Here is a 16,213-nt window from a genome sequence, read left to right on the forward strand (position 1 = left end):
TCAAGGGATGGCCTTGGGCGCGGCATTGGCCGCCTTGAACGTGTTGTAGCTGGTGATCAGGTTGCGGTAGTCGGGGATGTGGTTGGAGAACAGGGTCCCCAGACCCTCGACGTCACGGCGCCAGTCGCGGTGCAGCTCACAGGCGACGCCGAACCACGTCATGAGCTGCGCGCCCGCCTCGGACATCCGGTTCCACGCGGAGTGGCGCACCACCTCGTTGAACGTACCGGAGGCATCGGTCACGACGAACACCTCGAAGCCCTCCGCGATGGCCGACAACGTCGGGAAGGCGACGCAGACTTCCGTCACGACGCCCGCGATGATGAGCTGCTTGCGCCCGGTGGCCTTCACCGCCTTGACGAAGTCCTCGTTGTCCCAGGCGTTGATCTGACCGGGGCGCGGAATGAAGGGCGCCTTGGGGAACTTCTCCTTCAGCTCCGGCATCAGCGGACCGTTGGGGCCGTCCTCGAAGCTGGTCGTCAGGATGGTGGGAAGCTTGAAGTAGGCCGCGAGGTCGGCCAGGGCGAGCACGTTGTTCTTGAACTGGTCCGGGCTGAAATCGCGGACCAGCGACAGCAGACCGGCCTGATGGTCCACCAGAAGAACCGCCGCGTTGTTGATGTCGAGACGGCTGTAGGGCTTGCTCATGGTCTTGTCCTCGGTGTGTTCCTGATGCGCCGTGATGGCGCAAGAGAGGGCGTCCAACCCCGCTGGGCTGTGCCCCGGTCAGCGACCGGTGAAATGGATATACATCTCGAACTCTTCACCCAGAAGCTGGAGCGATTGCACACACTGTTCCATGGACAGGACAATGTCGCGCCTCACACCCACGCCCTACGCGCCATCGTCTTCGTCACGACGTTCGGCTCGGACTCCAGACGCGCTTGACGCTCACCGGCCCGCCAGGACGCCTCGGCGTCTGATCGCCAGCGAGGCGCTGTCCTGGTCCACCGCCCGGTGAGGGGCCTGCGACTTCACCTGCGCCGGGCGGCGGGAGGACGCCTCGAAGGAGGCGCCCTCCCCCGCCCGGGCGAGGGCCTGACTCAGTAGGTACCCTTGAGCGAGACGCTCGCGTACGAGGAGTACGCGTACACCATCACGTAGATGCGGGTGGCCGCGGTCTTCGCCGCGATGGAGCACGTCTCGGCGTTGCCGGTCAGGTACGGACGGCAGTCGTACGAGGACGTGGTCGGCGTGGAGCCCGCCTTCACGTACAGGTCCGCGTCACCCGTGCCGCCGCTGAGGGCGAAGGTCGACGCCTTGCTGGCCGGAACGTCCAGGTAGTAGTACTTCGCCGCGCCCGTGGAGGCCGACAGGCCGGTGACGGCCACGCCGTTGGTCAGCGGGGAGGACGTCGGGGGAGGCACCACCACGCCCACGCCCACGGCCGTCCAGGCCGCCGTCACGGCCGCGACCTCCGCCGAGCCCGTGCCGTAGAGCGTCGTGGCGGCCTGCTCGGTGTACGTCTTCGCCTGGGCGAAGGTGGTGCTGGGCGTCATCAGGTCCACGTTGGCCTTGTAGAAGATGGCGCCGGCCTTCTGCACGCCGATGGCCGGGACGACCGTGGTGGACTTGCCGCGCGGGTGCGTGCCGCCCTTGGAGAGCAGCGTGAAGGCCAGGTTGGCGATGCCCGAGCTGTAGTGCACGTCCACGCTGCCCGCGCTGCTGGTCCAGTAGTCCAGCGAGGCACCATCCCTGGCCGGGTCGTACATGTAGCGCAGGGCATCACCCGGGGTGGCCGGGGTCCAGATGTCATCGCCCACCATGAACACCGCGTTGGTGGTGGCCCAGGTGCCCGAGGCGTAGCTCTCGCAGTAGGCGCCGAAGATGTCGCTCATCGCCTCGTTGAGGCCACCGGACTCACCCGAGTAGGTGAGGTTGGACTCGCTCGAGGTCACCGCGTGGGTGAGCTCGTGCGTGGTCACGTCCGCGGACAGACCGAGCATGGTCGAGTTCACGCCGTCGCCATCGCCGTACACCATCTGGGTGCCGTTCCAGTAGGCGTTCACGTAGTTGGTGCTGTAGTGCACCGTGCTGGTGAGCGTGGCACCCGCGTTGTTGTACGAGTCGCGGCCGAAGTTGTTCTTGTAGCAATCGTACGTGCCACCCAGCTTCAGGTAGTTCTGGTCGACGTGGGTGTCACCGATGGCCGCCTGGCCCTCGGAGCGCTTGAGCGTACCCGGGGTGGAGGTGCCGTTGTTGGCCGAGTACATCTTGCGGTTGAGCGCGGTGTGGATCTTCGAATCGCGCCGCAGGATGGATCCCTGGTACGCGTCCACGTAGATCAACTCGTCGATGGGCAGCTCACGACCCTCGCCCTTCAGCGCCACCTCGTAGGCCAGACGCAGCTTGCCCTCGGAGCGCACGTACACCAGCTCGGCGCGCCCGGCGGACAGGTGGCTGCCCTCGGTGTTGTTCACGGCGGCGAACCCGGCGGCCTCCGCGGAGATGCCCGGCTTGGAGGAGACGATCTCCCCGTCGCGCGCCGTCCCGTTGGCGCCCGTGATGGTGCCGTCCGACGCCACGTGGATGAGGAGCTCCTCGTTCACCACCCGCAGGCCATTCTTCATCTGGCCATAGCGGAGGTGGGTGACGCCCTGCTCATCCACGCGCGAGCGCTTCGCCACGAGATCCGCGGCATTCAAACGGAACACGGCGGCAATCCCAGGCAGCGCGCCGCTCACACGGCTGTGTGCGTCACGTACCGCGAGTCCCTGCACGGCGCTACTGGCGGTGCCCAGCTTGCCGCTGATCATGAAGGGAAAGTCATTCTCCGCGCCGACGACCCTGGCGGAGGGCAGCGCCGCGAGCGAGGCCTGCACATCGCCGAGGGAATCAGCGGCCTCGTCGAACTTCTGGGCGCCGTCGGGGAGCTGCGAGTTGTCGACCTCGCAGGCGGCGAGGGGAAGAGCGAGCAGCGCGGCGGCAAGGAATCGAGTGCGAACCAAGGGGAGGTCCTCCTGTCCAAAGGCGGGGGTGCCGTCGGACACAGGACGCTCAAGCAGTTATCGGGCCAACCCATGAATCATTGAAGTCTCTGCCATGAAGGCTTTTCACTCGTGGCCGAGTGGCACATGGATGTCTCACCCGGCCCGCTCCAAAATGTATGGGAACTTTGCAGGTGTGGCGAAAAACAGCCTGCTTTCAAATGTTTCCGCCCGTTCACAACGACTGTCCTCAGTTCAGACAGTCCCTCGAGAAATGAAGTCTGGTCCGACCCAGACGCCCGGTGATTGGATTATACACGAATTGATTGTCAATGCAACCATTACGCGCGCAGTCCATGTGCGTTCGACTGAATCGCTTCAGGCGGGTTCGTGCGGGGCCGGAGACTCCACGGGAGTCCCTGGCCCGCGGCTGGGGCTCAACAGCCCACGAAGCCCTGGCACGAAGCCGAGTGCCGCAGTGGACCGACGTCACCACAACCCCCCTACCACAGCGTGGCACCCGACACCGCCATGCGAAGGATTCCTTGCTTCGACATGTGCGCTCTCCTTGGAGTTGCGCTCATTGTCGCAAGGACAGCCTTTCTATGTCTTTGAATACATCCTTCCCGGATTCGGCCCCGCGCCTTGCGAGGTCAGCCCTTGGGGCCGCGAGCTGGGAGCTTCACCCCGGAGGTTGATAGCGGAACTCTACCGCCCACGTCACCGGGACAAGCTCATCGGCGGCTGAAGAACGTCAGGACAACAGGCAGGCGCGAGCGCGCTGTTTCACATTCTGTTGATCCAAGGACAGAATTCAAAACCCACAATGCTCGCATATCCCATTCACGCCTCGACACCTGAGTCTGTCCTCACCTCGCCGTCGGTGGAGCAATTGCTCGCCCACTACCCGAGCAACCCCGAGACGAATCAAAAGCTGCGCGAGTTGCATGCGCTGCTGACGTCTGCCCGCCCCCAGGCGCCGCTCGCGACGCGCATGGCCTGGATGGAGGAGCTGGCTGGCTGGCTCCAGGGGCCAGGCGCCACGCCGCCACGGCACGGCCGGCTGGCTCCCGTGGAGTCCGCCGGTTCGGCACGTCTGCGGTTGTTGTTGGAGGTGCTCGGTCAGGCCCCCGCGTGGAGCAAGGCCGTACGCGGTGTCTTTGCCTCGGTCCTCTCGGAGACGTCGATGCTGCGACTGCTCACCGATCCGGGCCTGTCCGCGGGCCGGGGCCTCATGGAGGATGCCTTGACGCGGCTCGGACAGCGGCTGGTGCCCGTCGCACCGGACGAGCGGGACCTGGCGGCGCTGGTATGGCACCTGCTCCCGGGTGAGAAGGGCCAGTCCTGGCTGGACGAGCTGTCCAAGGAGCACGTGGAGGCCCTCTGCTCCCTGCTGGGGGCGGAGTCCTTCGCGCCGTTGAAGGCGGCGGTGGAGGACGCGGTGGTCATCCTCGCCGCGCGCGTGAGTGCCCGCGGGCTGGCGAGCGACGTGCTGTCACGGCTCGCTCCAGCGCCCCTCGAGCGGTCTCCCTTCGTCCACCTGCCACGCGCGTGCGAGGCACTGCGAATGGCGGTACGAGCGGGCGCGGAGGCGTCCACGGTGGACGTCAGACGAAGGGCCTGCGCCGAGGCCATCGCCGGCTGCCGGGCCACCACGCGGCAGGTGCTGGGCCACATGGATGAACACGCGGTGTGTATCGATCTCGTCTACCGGCTCGAGCAGCTGGGCCACACGCTCGATCGGCTGGAGTCGTTGCTCTGGCTGCTCGCTCCCGAGGATCCCCGCTCCCTGCCCCGCGCCGCCACCCGGCTGCTCTCTTCCCTGCTCCAGGCGCACGCGCGGGAGCGCGGCGTGGTGGAGCTCTTCCGCAGCGGCGTGCGCAGCATCTCGCGGCGCATCTTCGAGCACACGGGCAAGGTGGGCCGTCACTACATCACCACCACCCAGGACGAGTACCACCGGATGGTGAGCGCGGCAGCGGGAGGAGGATTTCTCACCGCGGGCACCGCCGCGCTCAAGCTGACCATCACCTTCGCGGCGCTGCCGCTCTTCTTCGAGGGACTGGCCGCCGCCACCAACTACGCGGTCTGCTTCCTGCTCATCCAACTGCTCGGCTTCGCCCTGGCCACCAAGCAGCCGTCCATGACCGCCGCGGCCCTGGCGGCCTCCATGGACGTGAAGGCAGGCGACAAGGGTATGCGCAGCCTGGTGGAGCAGCTGGCCTGCATCACCCGCTCCCAGTTGGCCGCGGTCTTCGGCAACATCGGCGCGGTGGTGACCACCGTCACCCTCGTGGGGTGGGTGCTCCAGGCGATCCGGGGCCAACCCCTGCTGGAGGTCCACGAGGCGGAGTACGTCGTGCGCTCACTCCACCCGTTCAAGAGCGCCACGCTCCTCTACGCCGCCTTCACGGGCGTGCTGTTGTGGTGCTCGAGCGTCTTCGGAGGTTGGCTGGAGAACTGGGTGCACTACCGGCGCCTGCCCGAGGCACTCGCGCGCCACCACGGGCTGCGCGCCTGGCTGGGCGAGGCCCGGGCCCAGGGGCTGAGCAGGGCCATCGCGCACCACGCGTGCGGTCTGGGCGCCAATGTCAGCCTCGGCCTGCTGCTGGGAATGACCCCCGCGGTGTGCCGGTTCTTCGGCCTGCCGCTGGACGTACGGCACGTCACGCTCAGTGCCGGCACGCTCGCCTTCGCCGGCGTGACGCTGGGTGCCGAGCGGCTCTTGGAGCCGTCCTTCCTCTGGGCGGTGACAGGCATCCTCCTGGTCGGGGTGTTCAACCTGGCCGTGAGCTTCTCACTGGGCCTCTCCGCGGCGGTGCATGCACGAGGACTCGCCCCGGTGGGGTTCCTGCGCCTGGCGTGCGCGATCCTCACGGGGGGCATCCGCTCCCTCTCCGACTTCATCCTCCCTCCCCGGCCCCCGCTCCTGCCGGCGCAACGGCCCTCCTCGCGCTACAGCGTGCGCTCCGCGGAGCGCCCGCGCTCCCTCTCCGGAAAACACGGCGCGAGGCATGAGGGGCACGAGCTGCCGGCGCTGCTCGCTCGGGAGCCCGCTCCGCCGGGCGGCTCGGGTCCCACCGCGGCAGGCCATTGAGCCGCGAGCGCGCCTCACCGGGACACTCAGAACGGCTCGAAGCAGTCGTAGTTGTGCTGCGAGTAGATGCGGTGGTCGCGGAAGGTGAGGAACACGGCGAACGAGGCGCGCATCGTGCCTCCCGCCGGCAGCAAGCCCACCGGCACCTTCAGCGTGCCGCTCCATTCGAGCTCGAGGGCCACCTGGTCCCCCAGCGCCAACGCGTTCTTCACCTCGTAGCGCTGGGCGGACATCACCTTCTGGCCCCGCTCCCCGGCCTCGAGCAGGGCCCTCAAATCCCTCGTGGCCCCCTGGGGGACGAGCCGGTTGGGATATTCACGCTGCGTCACCTCGGGGTGGAAGAAGGCGCTCAGCGCCTCTCCGGTCGCCCCCTCCTCGATGGCACGGAGGTAGCGGCGCGCGAAGTCGAGATTCGTCGTGGACATGGTGTTCTCCCTTCTTTTTCACAACCCAGGTTGTACAACCCATGTTGCACAACCTGGGTTGTGAATGCAAGAGTCTCCCCATGCCACGCCGCCAGGAAGCCGCCCCCGTGCAGCCCGAGTCGCTGGATCTGGGACACCTCGCCCTCTTCGTGGGAATGAGGGTGAACGACCTCGTGCTCGAGGAGATCCACGCGGCGGGTTTCACGGGCCTGCGCCACGCGCATGGGTTCGTCTTCCAGCACCTGCTGGGAGGTGCTCGATCGATCAGCGAGCTCGCTGCGCTGCTCGAGGTGACCCAGCAGGCCGCGTCGAAGACGATCGCCGAGCTCGAGAAGCTGGGCTACGTCGAGGAGACGCGGTCCGAGGACGCGCGCGTCCGGCGGGTGCGCCTGTCCTCACGTGGACAGGCGGCCGTCGACAAGAGTCGTGCGGCGCGGGCCGGGCTCGAGGAGCGTCTGCGACGAGAGCATGGGAGCCGCGCGGTGGAGGAGGCACGCAAGCTCCTGGCGAGCGCGCTCGACTCGCTCGGGGGCACGGAAGCCGTGCGTGCCCGGAAGGTCCGCTCGCCCCGCTGAGCGGACGAGTCCCTCCGCCCCAGGGGCAATGGTTCCTCCCGGCGTCTCCGTAGTACGGCACCCACGGGTCCTCGAGAAGGAGACACCGTGGCGAGAATCCTGGTCATCCATGGTCCGAACCTGAATCTGCTCGGAAGACGAGAGCGGGACATCTATGGCTCCGACACCCTGGCGGAGATCAACCACGCGCTGACGGAGGTCGCACGGCGGCACTCGGTCGAGCTGGAGTTCTTCCAGAGCAACCACGAGGGCGCCATCATCGACAAGATCCAGGCAGCGATGGAGAGCGCCCGGGGAATCCTCATCAACCCGGGAGGCTTCACCCACTACAGCATCGCCATTCGAGATGCCCTGAGCGCGGTGGCCCTGCCCACCGTCGAGGTCCACCTGTCCAACATCCACGCCCGAGAAGATTTCCGCGGGCATACGGTGATCGCGTCCGTGTGTATCGGGCAGGTGGGTGGGTTTGGAAAACAGAGCTATGTGCTGGGATTGATGGGACTGGTGAGTCACCTCGAGCAGAACGGGCGCACCGCCTGAAGCGGCTCCATCCCAGGCCCGCGCGCGACCGGGAACGCAGCCGCTGCCCTGGTCGCCCCCCTGAATCACGATGTGCCAGGCCGCCCCTTCCTTCGTGAGGGGCCTCGCCGCCATCGCCCACGGGGGCTTCTTGCGACGTACGGACACACGTCACAACTCTGACGCACGGCGTCGGACTGAGCGTAAAGCCATCCGTCTCGATCGCGCCGCGTCCTGGAGGTGCTCCGTGCCCAAGTCCTTGATTGCTTCCGCTCAGTGGTCCCTCCTGCTGTCGCGCTTGCGCGCGCTCGCACCCGAGGCGTTCGACAGCCAGGGCCGCGTGCTCAACCTGGTTGCTCGGGAGTGGGGCAATCCGGGCCACGGCAAGCCCTATCTCTCTCCGGTGGATGGCTCCCAACTGGGGTTGCTGCCCATGATCGATCTGCCCACCGCCACGCACGCGGTGGCCGCCGCGGCCGCCGAGGCCAGGGAGTGGGCACGGGTGAGCCTCGACACGCGCAAGGCGCGTGTGAGCACCTGCCTGGAGATGCTGCGCGAGAACCATGAGCTGCTCGCCCTGCTTCTCACGTGGGAGATTGGCAAGCCCGTTCCCCAGTCGCGCGTCAGCGTGGAGCGGTGCATCACCGGCGTGAAGTGGTACGTGGAGAACATCGATTCGATGATGAAGGGCCGCAAGCCGCTCGGGCTCATCTCCAACATCGCCTCGTGGAACTACCCCATGTCCGTGCTGATGCACGCCGCGCTGGTCCAGGCGCTCGCGGGCAACGCCGTCATCGCCAAGTCACCCACCGATGGAGGGCTGCTGGCCCTCACCCTCGCCATGTCCTTCGCCCGTCGCTGCGGGCTTCCGATGTCGCTGGTGAGCGGCTCGGGAGGCAAGCTCAGCGAGGCCCTGGTGAGAGATCCCCACATCGCCTGCCTGTCCTTCGTGGGCGGCAAGGCCACCGGGCGCGACATCGCGGCGAGTCTCTATGACCGCAAGAAGCGGTACATGCTGGAGATGGAGGGCGTCAACACCTACGGCATCTGGCGCTTCAGCGACTGGAACCAACTGGCCAGGCAGCTCAAGAAGGGCTTCGAGTATGGCAAGCAGCGCTGCACGGCCTACCCTCGGTTCGTGGTGGAGCGCGGCCTGGTGCCCCGCTTCCTCGAGATGTACCTGCCGGTGCTCACGTCATTGAAGGTGGGCCACCCGCTGCTCGGCGAGACACGGGCGGAGCCCCCCTCGGTGGATTTCGGTCCGCTCATCAACAGCGGGAAGGTCGAGGAGCTGCACGCCATGATGAGCGAGGCCGAGGCCAAGGGGGCCATTCCCCTGTACAAGGGCCGGCTGGAGCCGGGCCTGTTCCTGCCGGACCAGGACGTGTCGGCCTACCTCGGGCCCTGCGCCTTCCTCCATGTGCCGAGGAACTGCCGCCTCTATCACAACGAGCCGTTCGGCCCGGTGGACTCCATCGTCGTCGTGGACACGGAGGAGGAGCTCATCACGGAGATGAACGTCTCCAACGGAGCGCTCGTGGCCTCGCTCGCCTGCGATGAGCCCGAGACGGCCCGGCGCATCGCCTCCGAGCTGCGCGCCTTCAAGGTGGGCCTCAACACCACCCGCTCCCGCGGCGACCGGGAGGAGTCCTTCGGTGGCATCGGCCAGTCCTGGCAGGGCTGCTTCGTGGGAGGCGCCTACCTGGTGCAGGCCGTGACGGAAGGACCCCCTGGCGAGCGCCTCTTCGGCAACTTCCCCGACTACACCCTGCTGCCGGAGAAGCGGTAACGGTTCGCCGGAGCGTCCACCGGCCCCGGCCCCGGCCTCGTGCCGGGGTCAGGAGCGGCTCCTAGGGGTCCCAATTTGAGCACACTGCGTCAAAGCACACACTGCTTCACCCTGAGGGGACCTTCCTCACCGTGTAGCCGTTTACACCCAGCGGAGATGAGTCTAGATGGCGCAGCAGAATGACCAGAATCTCGCGGGACCACTCAGAGGACATCATCAAGGACATGGCTCGCGATGCTCGCGTCCGCAGTGCGCGGGTGTCGCGATTCATGCACATCTGGAGCGTGTTGGGACTCACCGTCCTGCTCACGGCCGCGCCAGCGCTCGCGCAGAGGACGACAGCGGCCATCCGGGTCGGCCTCAGCTCGCTCCGCGGACCAGCCACCGGCGTGACCGTGCTCGCGGTGAACACCCAGAACGGCTTCGCGACGAAGGGGATCGCGCGCACGGATGGCTCTTTCTTCCTGACCGGCCTGGCGCCCGGTGAGTATGTCATCACCGTCATCCGGCCCGACGGCAAGGAGGTCTACCGGACGGTCACCGTCCAGGTCGGCCAGACGGTGGACCTGAACATCAACGTCGAGGAGGAGACGGCCCTGGATCTCGGCCAGGGCGAGACCCTGTTCGTCCAAGGCAAGACGCCCGAGAGTTCGACCTCCGAGGTCGCCACCAACGTCAGCCGCGAGCAGATCGCGAACCTGCCCCAGAGCAACCGCAACTTCCTCAACTTCGCGGCCCTCGCGCCCGGCGTTCGCGTCTCCAACGATGAGTTCAACAAGAACTTCTCGTCTGGCGCGCTCGCGGCGAGCAGCACCAACGTGTTCGTGGATGGCGTGAGTCTCAAGAACAACGTCATCCAAGGCGGGTTGGTCGGTCAGGACTCGAGCCGCGGAAACCCCTTCCCCCAGCTCGCGGTCAGCGGGTTCCGCGTGATCACGCAGAACTACAAGGCCGAGTACGAGCAGGCCAACTCCGCGATCATCTCCGCGATCACGCGCTCGGGCGGCAACGAATTCCATGGCGACCTCCTCTTCAACTTCCAGAACCAGGCGCTGATGGCGCGGGACTACTTCGCCGTGCAGCGTGGCGAGCTGGTGCGGCCCGACGAGTTGCGCTCCCAGTTCGGGGCGGCGTTGGGGGGACCCGTGGTGAAGGACAAGCTGCACTTCTTCGCGACCTATGAAGGCAACGTGCAGAACCGCGTGAACGTGGTGACGCTCGGCAATCCGACGGAGGAAAACCTGAGCCGGTTCGGCCAGTTCCAGGGCAGCTTCACCAGCCCCTTCCGGGAGCACCTCGGCTTCGCGAAGCTGACCTGGAGGCCGGCGGACAACCAGACCGTGGATGTCAGCGCCAGCCTCAGGAGGGAGACCGACGTCCGCAACTTCGGTGGTCAGTCGAGCTTCGAGAGCGCCGAGGACGTGCGAAACGACGTCATCACCGCCTCGGCCAGGCATCAACTGCGGCTCGGCTCGCTGACGAACGAGGCCACGCTTCAGTACCTCGACTCGCGCTGGCACCCGACCGCCACGTCCTCTGGCTCGGTCGGGCAGGAATACGAGGGCGTCATCCGGATCGGCGGCCGAGATACCAGCCAGGACATCCGCCAGCAGGCATTCACGTTGCGCAACGACACGACGTTCGCGAACTTCGATTGGGCCGGCCAGCACGTGGTGAAGGCGGGCGCCAAGCTCTCCTTCCAGCACTACCAGATCGAGCGCACGCAGTACGGCAACCCCGTGTTCCGCTTCCGTCAGGATGCCGAGAACGGCCTCAGCTACGACTTCCCGGCCGAAGCCGCCTATGGCGTCGGTGACCCGAGGGCGGCGGCCAACAACACGCAGGTGGGCGTGTACCTCCAGGACGATTGGGAGATCGCCAAGAGGCTGACCCTGAACGTGGGCCTGCGCTGGGATGTCGAGACCAACCCCCTGAACAACGACTACGTGACGCCCGCGGAGGTCCGCGCGGCGGTGGAGGAGCTCGCGCAGACCGTCGCGCGGACGAATGGGCCCGACTTCTTCCCCGTCGACAACTACCTGACCAACGGCAAGCAGCGCCCTGTCTTCCTGGGCGCGGTGCAGCCACGGCTCGGCGCGGCCTTCGACGTGATGGGCAACGGCCACACGGTTCTCTTCGCCGGCGCCGGGCGCTACTACGATCGCACCCTGTTCAACACCGGCGTGGACGAGCGGCTTCGCCTTCAGTACCAGGTCCGCACGTTCTATTTCTCGGCGGATGGAGCCCCCCGCAACGGGCTGCCGACCATCGCCTGGCGGCCCGAGTACATGAGCCGGGCGGGACTCAATTCACTGATCGACAGCGGCGTGGCCCCCGCCCCGGAGATCTACCTGCTCGAGAACGACACCAGGCCGCAGTTCAGCGACCAGTTCAGCGCGGGCGTCCGGCAACAGGTGGGCCCGATCAATACCTCGGTGACGCTCACGCATATCCGCAGCCAGAATGGCATTGGCTTCTATCCCGCCAACCGCCTGTCGACAGGCTCCCGCGACTACCTGCCCGTGCCGGGTGGCTTCGGCACCGTCATGATCTCGGTGGACGACCGGACCGCCGACTACAGCAGCGTGCAGATCTCGGCGGAGAAGCCCTATTCGAGCGAGCTCTCGGCGGGGGGCTTTCAGTGGGGGGCCTCCCTGGCCTACACCTTGGGTGTCGCCCGGGAGCGTGGGTCGGAATTCAACTTCGACTACCCGACCGTCAAGGACAGCCCCATCACCCCCACCTGGAATGACGAGCGCCATCGGCTCGTGCTCTCCGGCATCGTGGGATTGCCCCTGGACTTCAAGCTGTCCACGCTGATCACCCTGGGAAGCGGCTTGCCCTACACCATCTCCGATGCGTCCAGGGGCTTCGATCCCACCGAGTTCGTGCTCCGCACCAATGGAGGCCGGGCGGAGGGCCTCCTCCAGTTCAGCCAGGTGGATGTCCGGCTGGCCAAGGACTTCACGCTCACCAAGGGGGGCCACCGGATCAGCGCCTTCGCCGAGTGCTTCAACCTCTTCAACACCAGGAACTTCGGCGGATACGACGGGTTCATTCCACCGGCGGAAGAGCCCGTGAACCCGAACTTCGGCAAGCCCACGAGCCTGGTGGGGCCACCGCGCAGCGTTCAGTTCGGCATGGGCTACAGTTTCTGAAGAGGACGGGACCTCCGGTTCTTGACGCGGTGGCCCTCCTCATCCTGGAGGGGCCATGGCGAATCCGTATGAAGGCATCGCGGCGCGGCTGAACTTCACCAAGCCTGGACGCTCGGCGCGCAAAGCCTGGCCGAAGCTGAAGCTCGAGGATGGGCAGTCCGTCGGGGAGCTCCTCGAAGCACTCAAGGAGCGGCCCGCGTTCCAGGTGGCCGCCTTGAGCGACTGGTTCGTGGAGCTGCAAGGCGTGGTGGCGGCGAGCGACATCGAGTCCATCGCCGCACAGGTGGCGGGCCTCGCCGCGGCCGCGGCGGCGAAAGGCGCGCACGCGGAGTGGGCCCGCTTCCCTCTCGAGGGCAATGCCATCCCGTGTCAGGTGTGGGACGGCAAGCGGAGGAAGTTCGTCGAGGCCGAGCCCGAGGCCTCGCACGTCCAGGCCGACTACCGCTTCATCCAGAAGGGGCTGCGCGAGGAGGCGAAGAAGCTCGCGTCCATGGCACCGAGAGCACCCGCTGAGCGGGGGCTCGAGTGCGGCTGCGGCTCGCCGGTCCAGCGTACGGCCACGCGTTGCAATGCCTGCGGGCGAAGCTTCAAGGAGCCCCTCCGCACGGATGCGCTTCCCCGGAACTGGGAAGAGGCGATCTCCTCCGCGCGGAAGCGGCTCCATGCGTTGGGGCTCTATCCGGACCCGGAAGACAGCTTCGGGGGCTTCGCCGAGCTGTATCCCCAGAACGCGAAGCAGGCGCTGGGGACCCCCGGGATTCTCCGCGACGTGGGCATCACCCTGCTCTCCCCCGAGGAGTTCGAACGGCGCAAGGCGCTCTTCGCGGAGGCCTCGAGCTGGCCCCGGAAGTATCCGCTGGGCCGTGGTGAAGACCTTCGCGACTGGGTGGAGCATGCGATGGAGCGGGCACAAGACGCGGACCGCCCGACACTGGAGCGGCTCGTGGCCGAACGGGAAGACACCCTCAGGGCCCTGCGTGACGTGGAGCGCACCCAGCCCGGCTGGTTCACCGCGGCTGCCGCGGCGGGCGAGACACGTGTGGATCTCACGACCCTCGGCCCTCGGATGAACGTCCTGCTCGCGGTTGCGGGCAAGGCGCCAGTGGGGACCGAGGAGTGGGAACTCCGAGCCGTCCTCCGCACGGCACCCGAGCGCGTGCCCGCGAGCCGCAAGCGCACGCTGCTTGCTCGAGCCGAGAAGGAAGGGCTCGCCTCCAAGGCTGGGCTCGGCCGCTGGCTGGATGTTCTCCGACTGGTGGAGCGTCGAGGCCTCGCGGACGCCCTCTCTTCCCTCCTTCAGCGAGCGGCGGAGGTGGACGAGAAGAAGCCCGCTGCCGTGGAACTCGGCTGGCTCGCCCGGCAGGTGCTCGCGTGGAAGGAGGAGGGGCGGAAGTTGCAGTTGTGGCCACTCCCGGATGAGGAGCTCGAGCGCGCGCTGAAAGAGGTCGCGAAGAAGGGGCTTCCAGCGGGGCTCGCCCGCTTCCGCGAGGAGAAGGTGGCAGCGCCGAGGGGAATCGAGGGTCATGACGCCTGGGCGATCGATGTCCACCGGGTGAAGACGCCCAAGGTGCGCTGCCCGGAGTGCGGTGCGTCCATCGCTCCAAAAGCGGAGCTGCGCATCCCCACGCTGACCAAGACGCTCAGTGCTCGGACGGTCCGCATCTACGAGTGTGACGCATGTGCTCACGAGGAGCCCACGTCCGACAAGCTTCAGGTCCGCGTGGAAGCAGGCGCCCCCAGGGGGACGAGAGCGCCCACGCACTTCGTGGACTATCCGGATGTCCATGAGGCGCGGAAGCTCGTGAAGAAGGGCTTCGACGAGAAGCGTTACCGCCTGTTCCTCGAGCAGAACGGGTTGCTCGAGCCCCGGGCCGTGAAACTGGGTGGCTACGCTGGCCTCTACGAGGACCCGGAGCAACTCCAGCTCGGCGTGAGGTGCAAGCACCCCTCGGAGCTGCTCCACCTCTCGCCCCACGCGCTTGGACTTCAGCTTCCCGAGTCCCGGGTCGCGGTGGAGCTCTGCATGAAGCCCGGCTGCAAGCGACCGGGCGTGGCCGAAGAGGTCAGCACAGGCTGACGCCTGGATATCCTCTCCTGGTGGATGGGGCCTGCCCGCTCATAAGCCCTTTGGGGTGTCCACCGCCATGACGCAGGCGGAGGGGCCTCCATCCAGCGGTTTGGGACAAGCGGACCGTGCCCCGGCCCCGATTTGCGGGTTTTCGAGCTTGAACAGTCGAGCCTGTAACTGTAATCATCGGACCTCGAACCATGGCACCGCATCGGGTCCCGGGGGAGGAATTTACAATGCAGGAGCAGAAAGCACCCGCCAACGTGCACGAGCGATTGGCACAGGGCATCAACACCTATGTTCTGCCCAATTACGTGTACGGCTACCCGTCGAAGCGCACGTATCGTCGCTTCGAGCGACCCATTCCCATCAAGGAGGTTTGGGCGGACGAGCCGCGGGAGGGTGAGGTCAACATCTATATACACATCCCCTTCTGCCGCTACCGGTGCACCTACTGCACGCTCTTCCTGACCACCCGGCATGATCCCACGATGATCGACCGGTACATCGACAAGGTGTGTCAGCAGCTCGCGATGTATGGCGGGCTCGCCGGCGGGCGGCAGGTGAGCTCCATCTACTTTGGGGGTGGCACACCGACGATGCTGACGCAGGACCAGTTCGAGCGGATTTTCTCGACCGTGCGTCGGCACTTCCCCAAGGTGGCGGACAATGCGGAGATCAGCGTCGAGGGCGCCCCGGACAGCATGACGCCCGAGACCCTGGATTGCCTGAAGGCCGCCGGGGTGAATCGCATCAGCATGGGCTTGCAGAGCATGCATCCGCGGGAACTGGCGCACTCCGGTCGGCCGTACCCCGTGGAGACCGCGGTCGAGGCCATCCGCAACATCAGGGCCCGGTTCGATCACATGAACCTCGACCTCATCTATGGCCTGACCGGTCAGACGCGGGAGACCTGGAAGCAGAGCTTGGATCAGGTTCTCGAGTTCAGGCCGACCACGCTCTCCCTGTATCCGGTCGTGGCCCGGCCGCTGACCCACATCAAGAAGCAACTGGACCAGAGCGATGAGTCGTTCTTCACCGACGAGATGAAGTACGACATCTACGACGAGAACGTGGCGAAGCTGCGCGATCTTGGCTACCGCCAGGAGTCGTTCACCCGCTTCACGCTCTTGGGCGAGCGGCAGGAGGCGTACCTGCAGGAGAGCTTGGACTTCAAGGGCGTACCGCTGATCGGCATCGGTACGGGCGCTCGCAGCTACGTGGGCCGCTACCACTACAGCACCGACTATGCCGTGGGCCGCGCCGAGACCAACCAGATCATCGAGGAGTTCATCAAGACCGACTTCGGCGATGGCTTCGCCATCGAGCAGGGCAACATCCTGGATGAAGAGGAGCAACGGCGACGCTTCGTGGTGTTGAACCTCACGCTCAGCAACCTGAGCATGCCCGCCTACGAGCAGCGCTTCGGCCGTCCGCTGCGCCAGGACTTCCCGGACGAGCTGGGGGCGATGGAGAAGTTGGGCTGCATCCGTGTCTCCAGCGCCGGGACCATCAGCCTGACCGATCTGGGTTTCAAGTTCAGCAGCCTGTTGGCCAGCCTGTTCTTCTCCGAGCGCATGCTGCGCATGGAGCGCGAGTACCAGGCCAAGTAGGACGTGGCATTCGTGCCCGGGTTCCGGGGGCGCTCGGAGGCA

The 16,213-nt window shown here is 66.7% G+C and carries 10 protein-coding genes; 7 read left to right on the top strand and 3 right to left on the bottom strand.

Going from position 1 to position 16,213, the window contains the following annotated elements; genetic code table 11:
* A complete protein-coding gene (ycaC, locus tag CYFUS_RS31110; RefSeq protein WP_095992342.1) occupies window positions 1–648 on the bottom strand; it encodes an isochorismate family cysteine hydrolase YcaC in 648 nt (215 codons plus the stop codon).
* Between the two features lie 395 nt (window positions 649–1,043).
* On the bottom strand, window positions 1,044–2,948 hold the full coding sequence (locus tag CYFUS_RS31115) for a M4 family metallopeptidase (protein ID WP_095992343.1): 1,905 nt from the start codon (window positions 2,946–2,948) through the stop codon (window positions 1,044–1,046).
* A gap of 805 nt (window positions 2,949–3,753) precedes the next feature.
* On the opposite strand from CYFUS_RS31115, the gene CYFUS_RS31120 reads away from it, so the two are divergent.
* Window positions 3,754–6,024, top strand: coding sequence for a site-specific recombinase (locus CYFUS_RS31120; protein ID WP_095988520.1), 2,271 nt, complete (start codon window positions 3,754–3,756; stop codon window positions 6,022–6,024).
* 26 nt (window positions 6,025–6,050) lie between these two features.
* On the opposite strand, the gene CYFUS_RS31125 is transcribed toward CYFUS_RS31120, so the two are convergent.
* A complete protein-coding gene (locus CYFUS_RS31125; RefSeq protein ID WP_095988521.1) occupies window positions 6,051–6,449 on the bottom strand; it encodes a nuclear transport factor 2 family protein in 399 nt (132 codons plus the stop codon).
* Between the two features lie 80 nt (window positions 6,450–6,529).
* Here CYFUS_RS31125 and CYFUS_RS31130 point away from each other — a divergent pair, with 80 nt between their 5' ends.
* The 6 genes from CYFUS_RS31130 to CYFUS_RS31155 all read left to right on the top strand — a co-directional run bounded on the left by CYFUS_RS31130 (window position 6,530) and on the right by CYFUS_RS31155 (window position 16,171).
* Entirely contained in the window at window positions 6,530–7,024 is a 495-nt protein-coding gene (locus CYFUS_RS31130) for a MarR family transcriptional regulator (protein ID WP_232536921.1), read from the top strand.
* Between the two features lie 87 nt (window positions 7,025–7,111).
* Window positions 7,112–7,564, top strand: coding sequence for a type II 3-dehydroquinate dehydratase (gene aroQ / locus CYFUS_RS31135; protein WP_095988523.1), 453 nt, complete (start codon window positions 7,112–7,114; stop codon window positions 7,562–7,564).
* 226 nt (window positions 7,565–7,790) lie between these two features.
* A complete protein-coding gene (locus CYFUS_RS31140; RefSeq protein WP_095988524.1) occupies window positions 7,791–9,332 on the top strand; it encodes an aldehyde dehydrogenase family protein in 1,542 nt (513 codons plus the stop codon).
* A 224-nt stretch (window positions 9,333–9,556) separates the two neighbouring features.
* Complete coding sequence (locus tag CYFUS_RS31145) at window positions 9,557–12,490, top strand: TonB-dependent receptor (protein ID WP_095992344.1); 2,934 nt, start codon at window positions 9,557–9,559, stop codon at window positions 12,488–12,490.
* A 55-nt stretch (window positions 12,491–12,545) separates the two neighbouring features.
* Window positions 12,546–14,567, top strand: a complete 2,022-nt coding sequence (locus CYFUS_RS31150) for a hypothetical protein (RefSeq protein WP_095988525.1) — start codon at window positions 12,546–12,548, stop codon at window positions 14,565–14,567.
* A gap of 227 nt (window positions 14,568–14,794) precedes the next feature.
* Window positions 14,795–16,171, top strand: a complete 1,377-nt coding sequence (locus tag CYFUS_RS31155; RefSeq protein ID WP_095988526.1) for an STM4012 family radical SAM protein — start codon at window positions 14,795–14,797, stop codon at window positions 16,169–16,171.
* The last annotated feature ends 42 nt before the right edge of the window (window positions 16,172–16,213 follow it).

The sequence above is a fragment of the Cystobacter fuscus genome (assembly GCF_002305875.1).
GTDB lineage: Bacteria > Myxococcota > Myxococcia > Myxococcales > Myxococcaceae > Cystobacter > Cystobacter fuscus_A.

What these genes read in the sequence shown, in the direction of transcription:
- CYFUS_RS31125 (WP_095988521.1), bottom strand. Translation starts at nt 6,449, where the DNA reads ATGTCCACGACGAATCTCGACTTCGCGCGCCGCTACCTCCGTGCCATC.
- CYFUS_RS31130 (WP_232536921.1), top strand. Translation starts at nt 6,530, where the DNA reads ATGCCACGCCGCCAGGAAGCCGCCCCCGTGCAGCCCGAGTCGCTGGAT.
- CYFUS_RS31150 (WP_095988525.1), top strand. Translation starts at nt 12,546, where the DNA reads ATGGCGAATCCGTATGAAGGCATCGCGGCGCGGCTGAACTTCACCAAG.
- CYFUS_RS31120 (WP_095988520.1), top strand. Translation starts at nt 3,754, where the DNA reads ATGCTCGCATATCCCATTCACGCCTCGACACCTGAGTCTGTCCTCACC.
- ycaC (WP_095992342.1), bottom strand. Translation starts at nt 648, where the DNA reads ATGAGCAAGCCCTACAGCCGTCTCGACATCAACAACGCGGCGGTTCTT.
- CYFUS_RS31145 (WP_095992344.1), top strand. Translation starts at nt 9,557, where the DNA reads ATGGCTCGCGATGCTCGCGTCCGCAGTGCGCGGGTGTCGCGATTCATG.
- CYFUS_RS31155 (WP_095988526.1), top strand. Translation starts at nt 14,795, where the DNA reads ATGCAGGAGCAGAAAGCACCCGCCAACGTGCACGAGCGATTGGCACAG.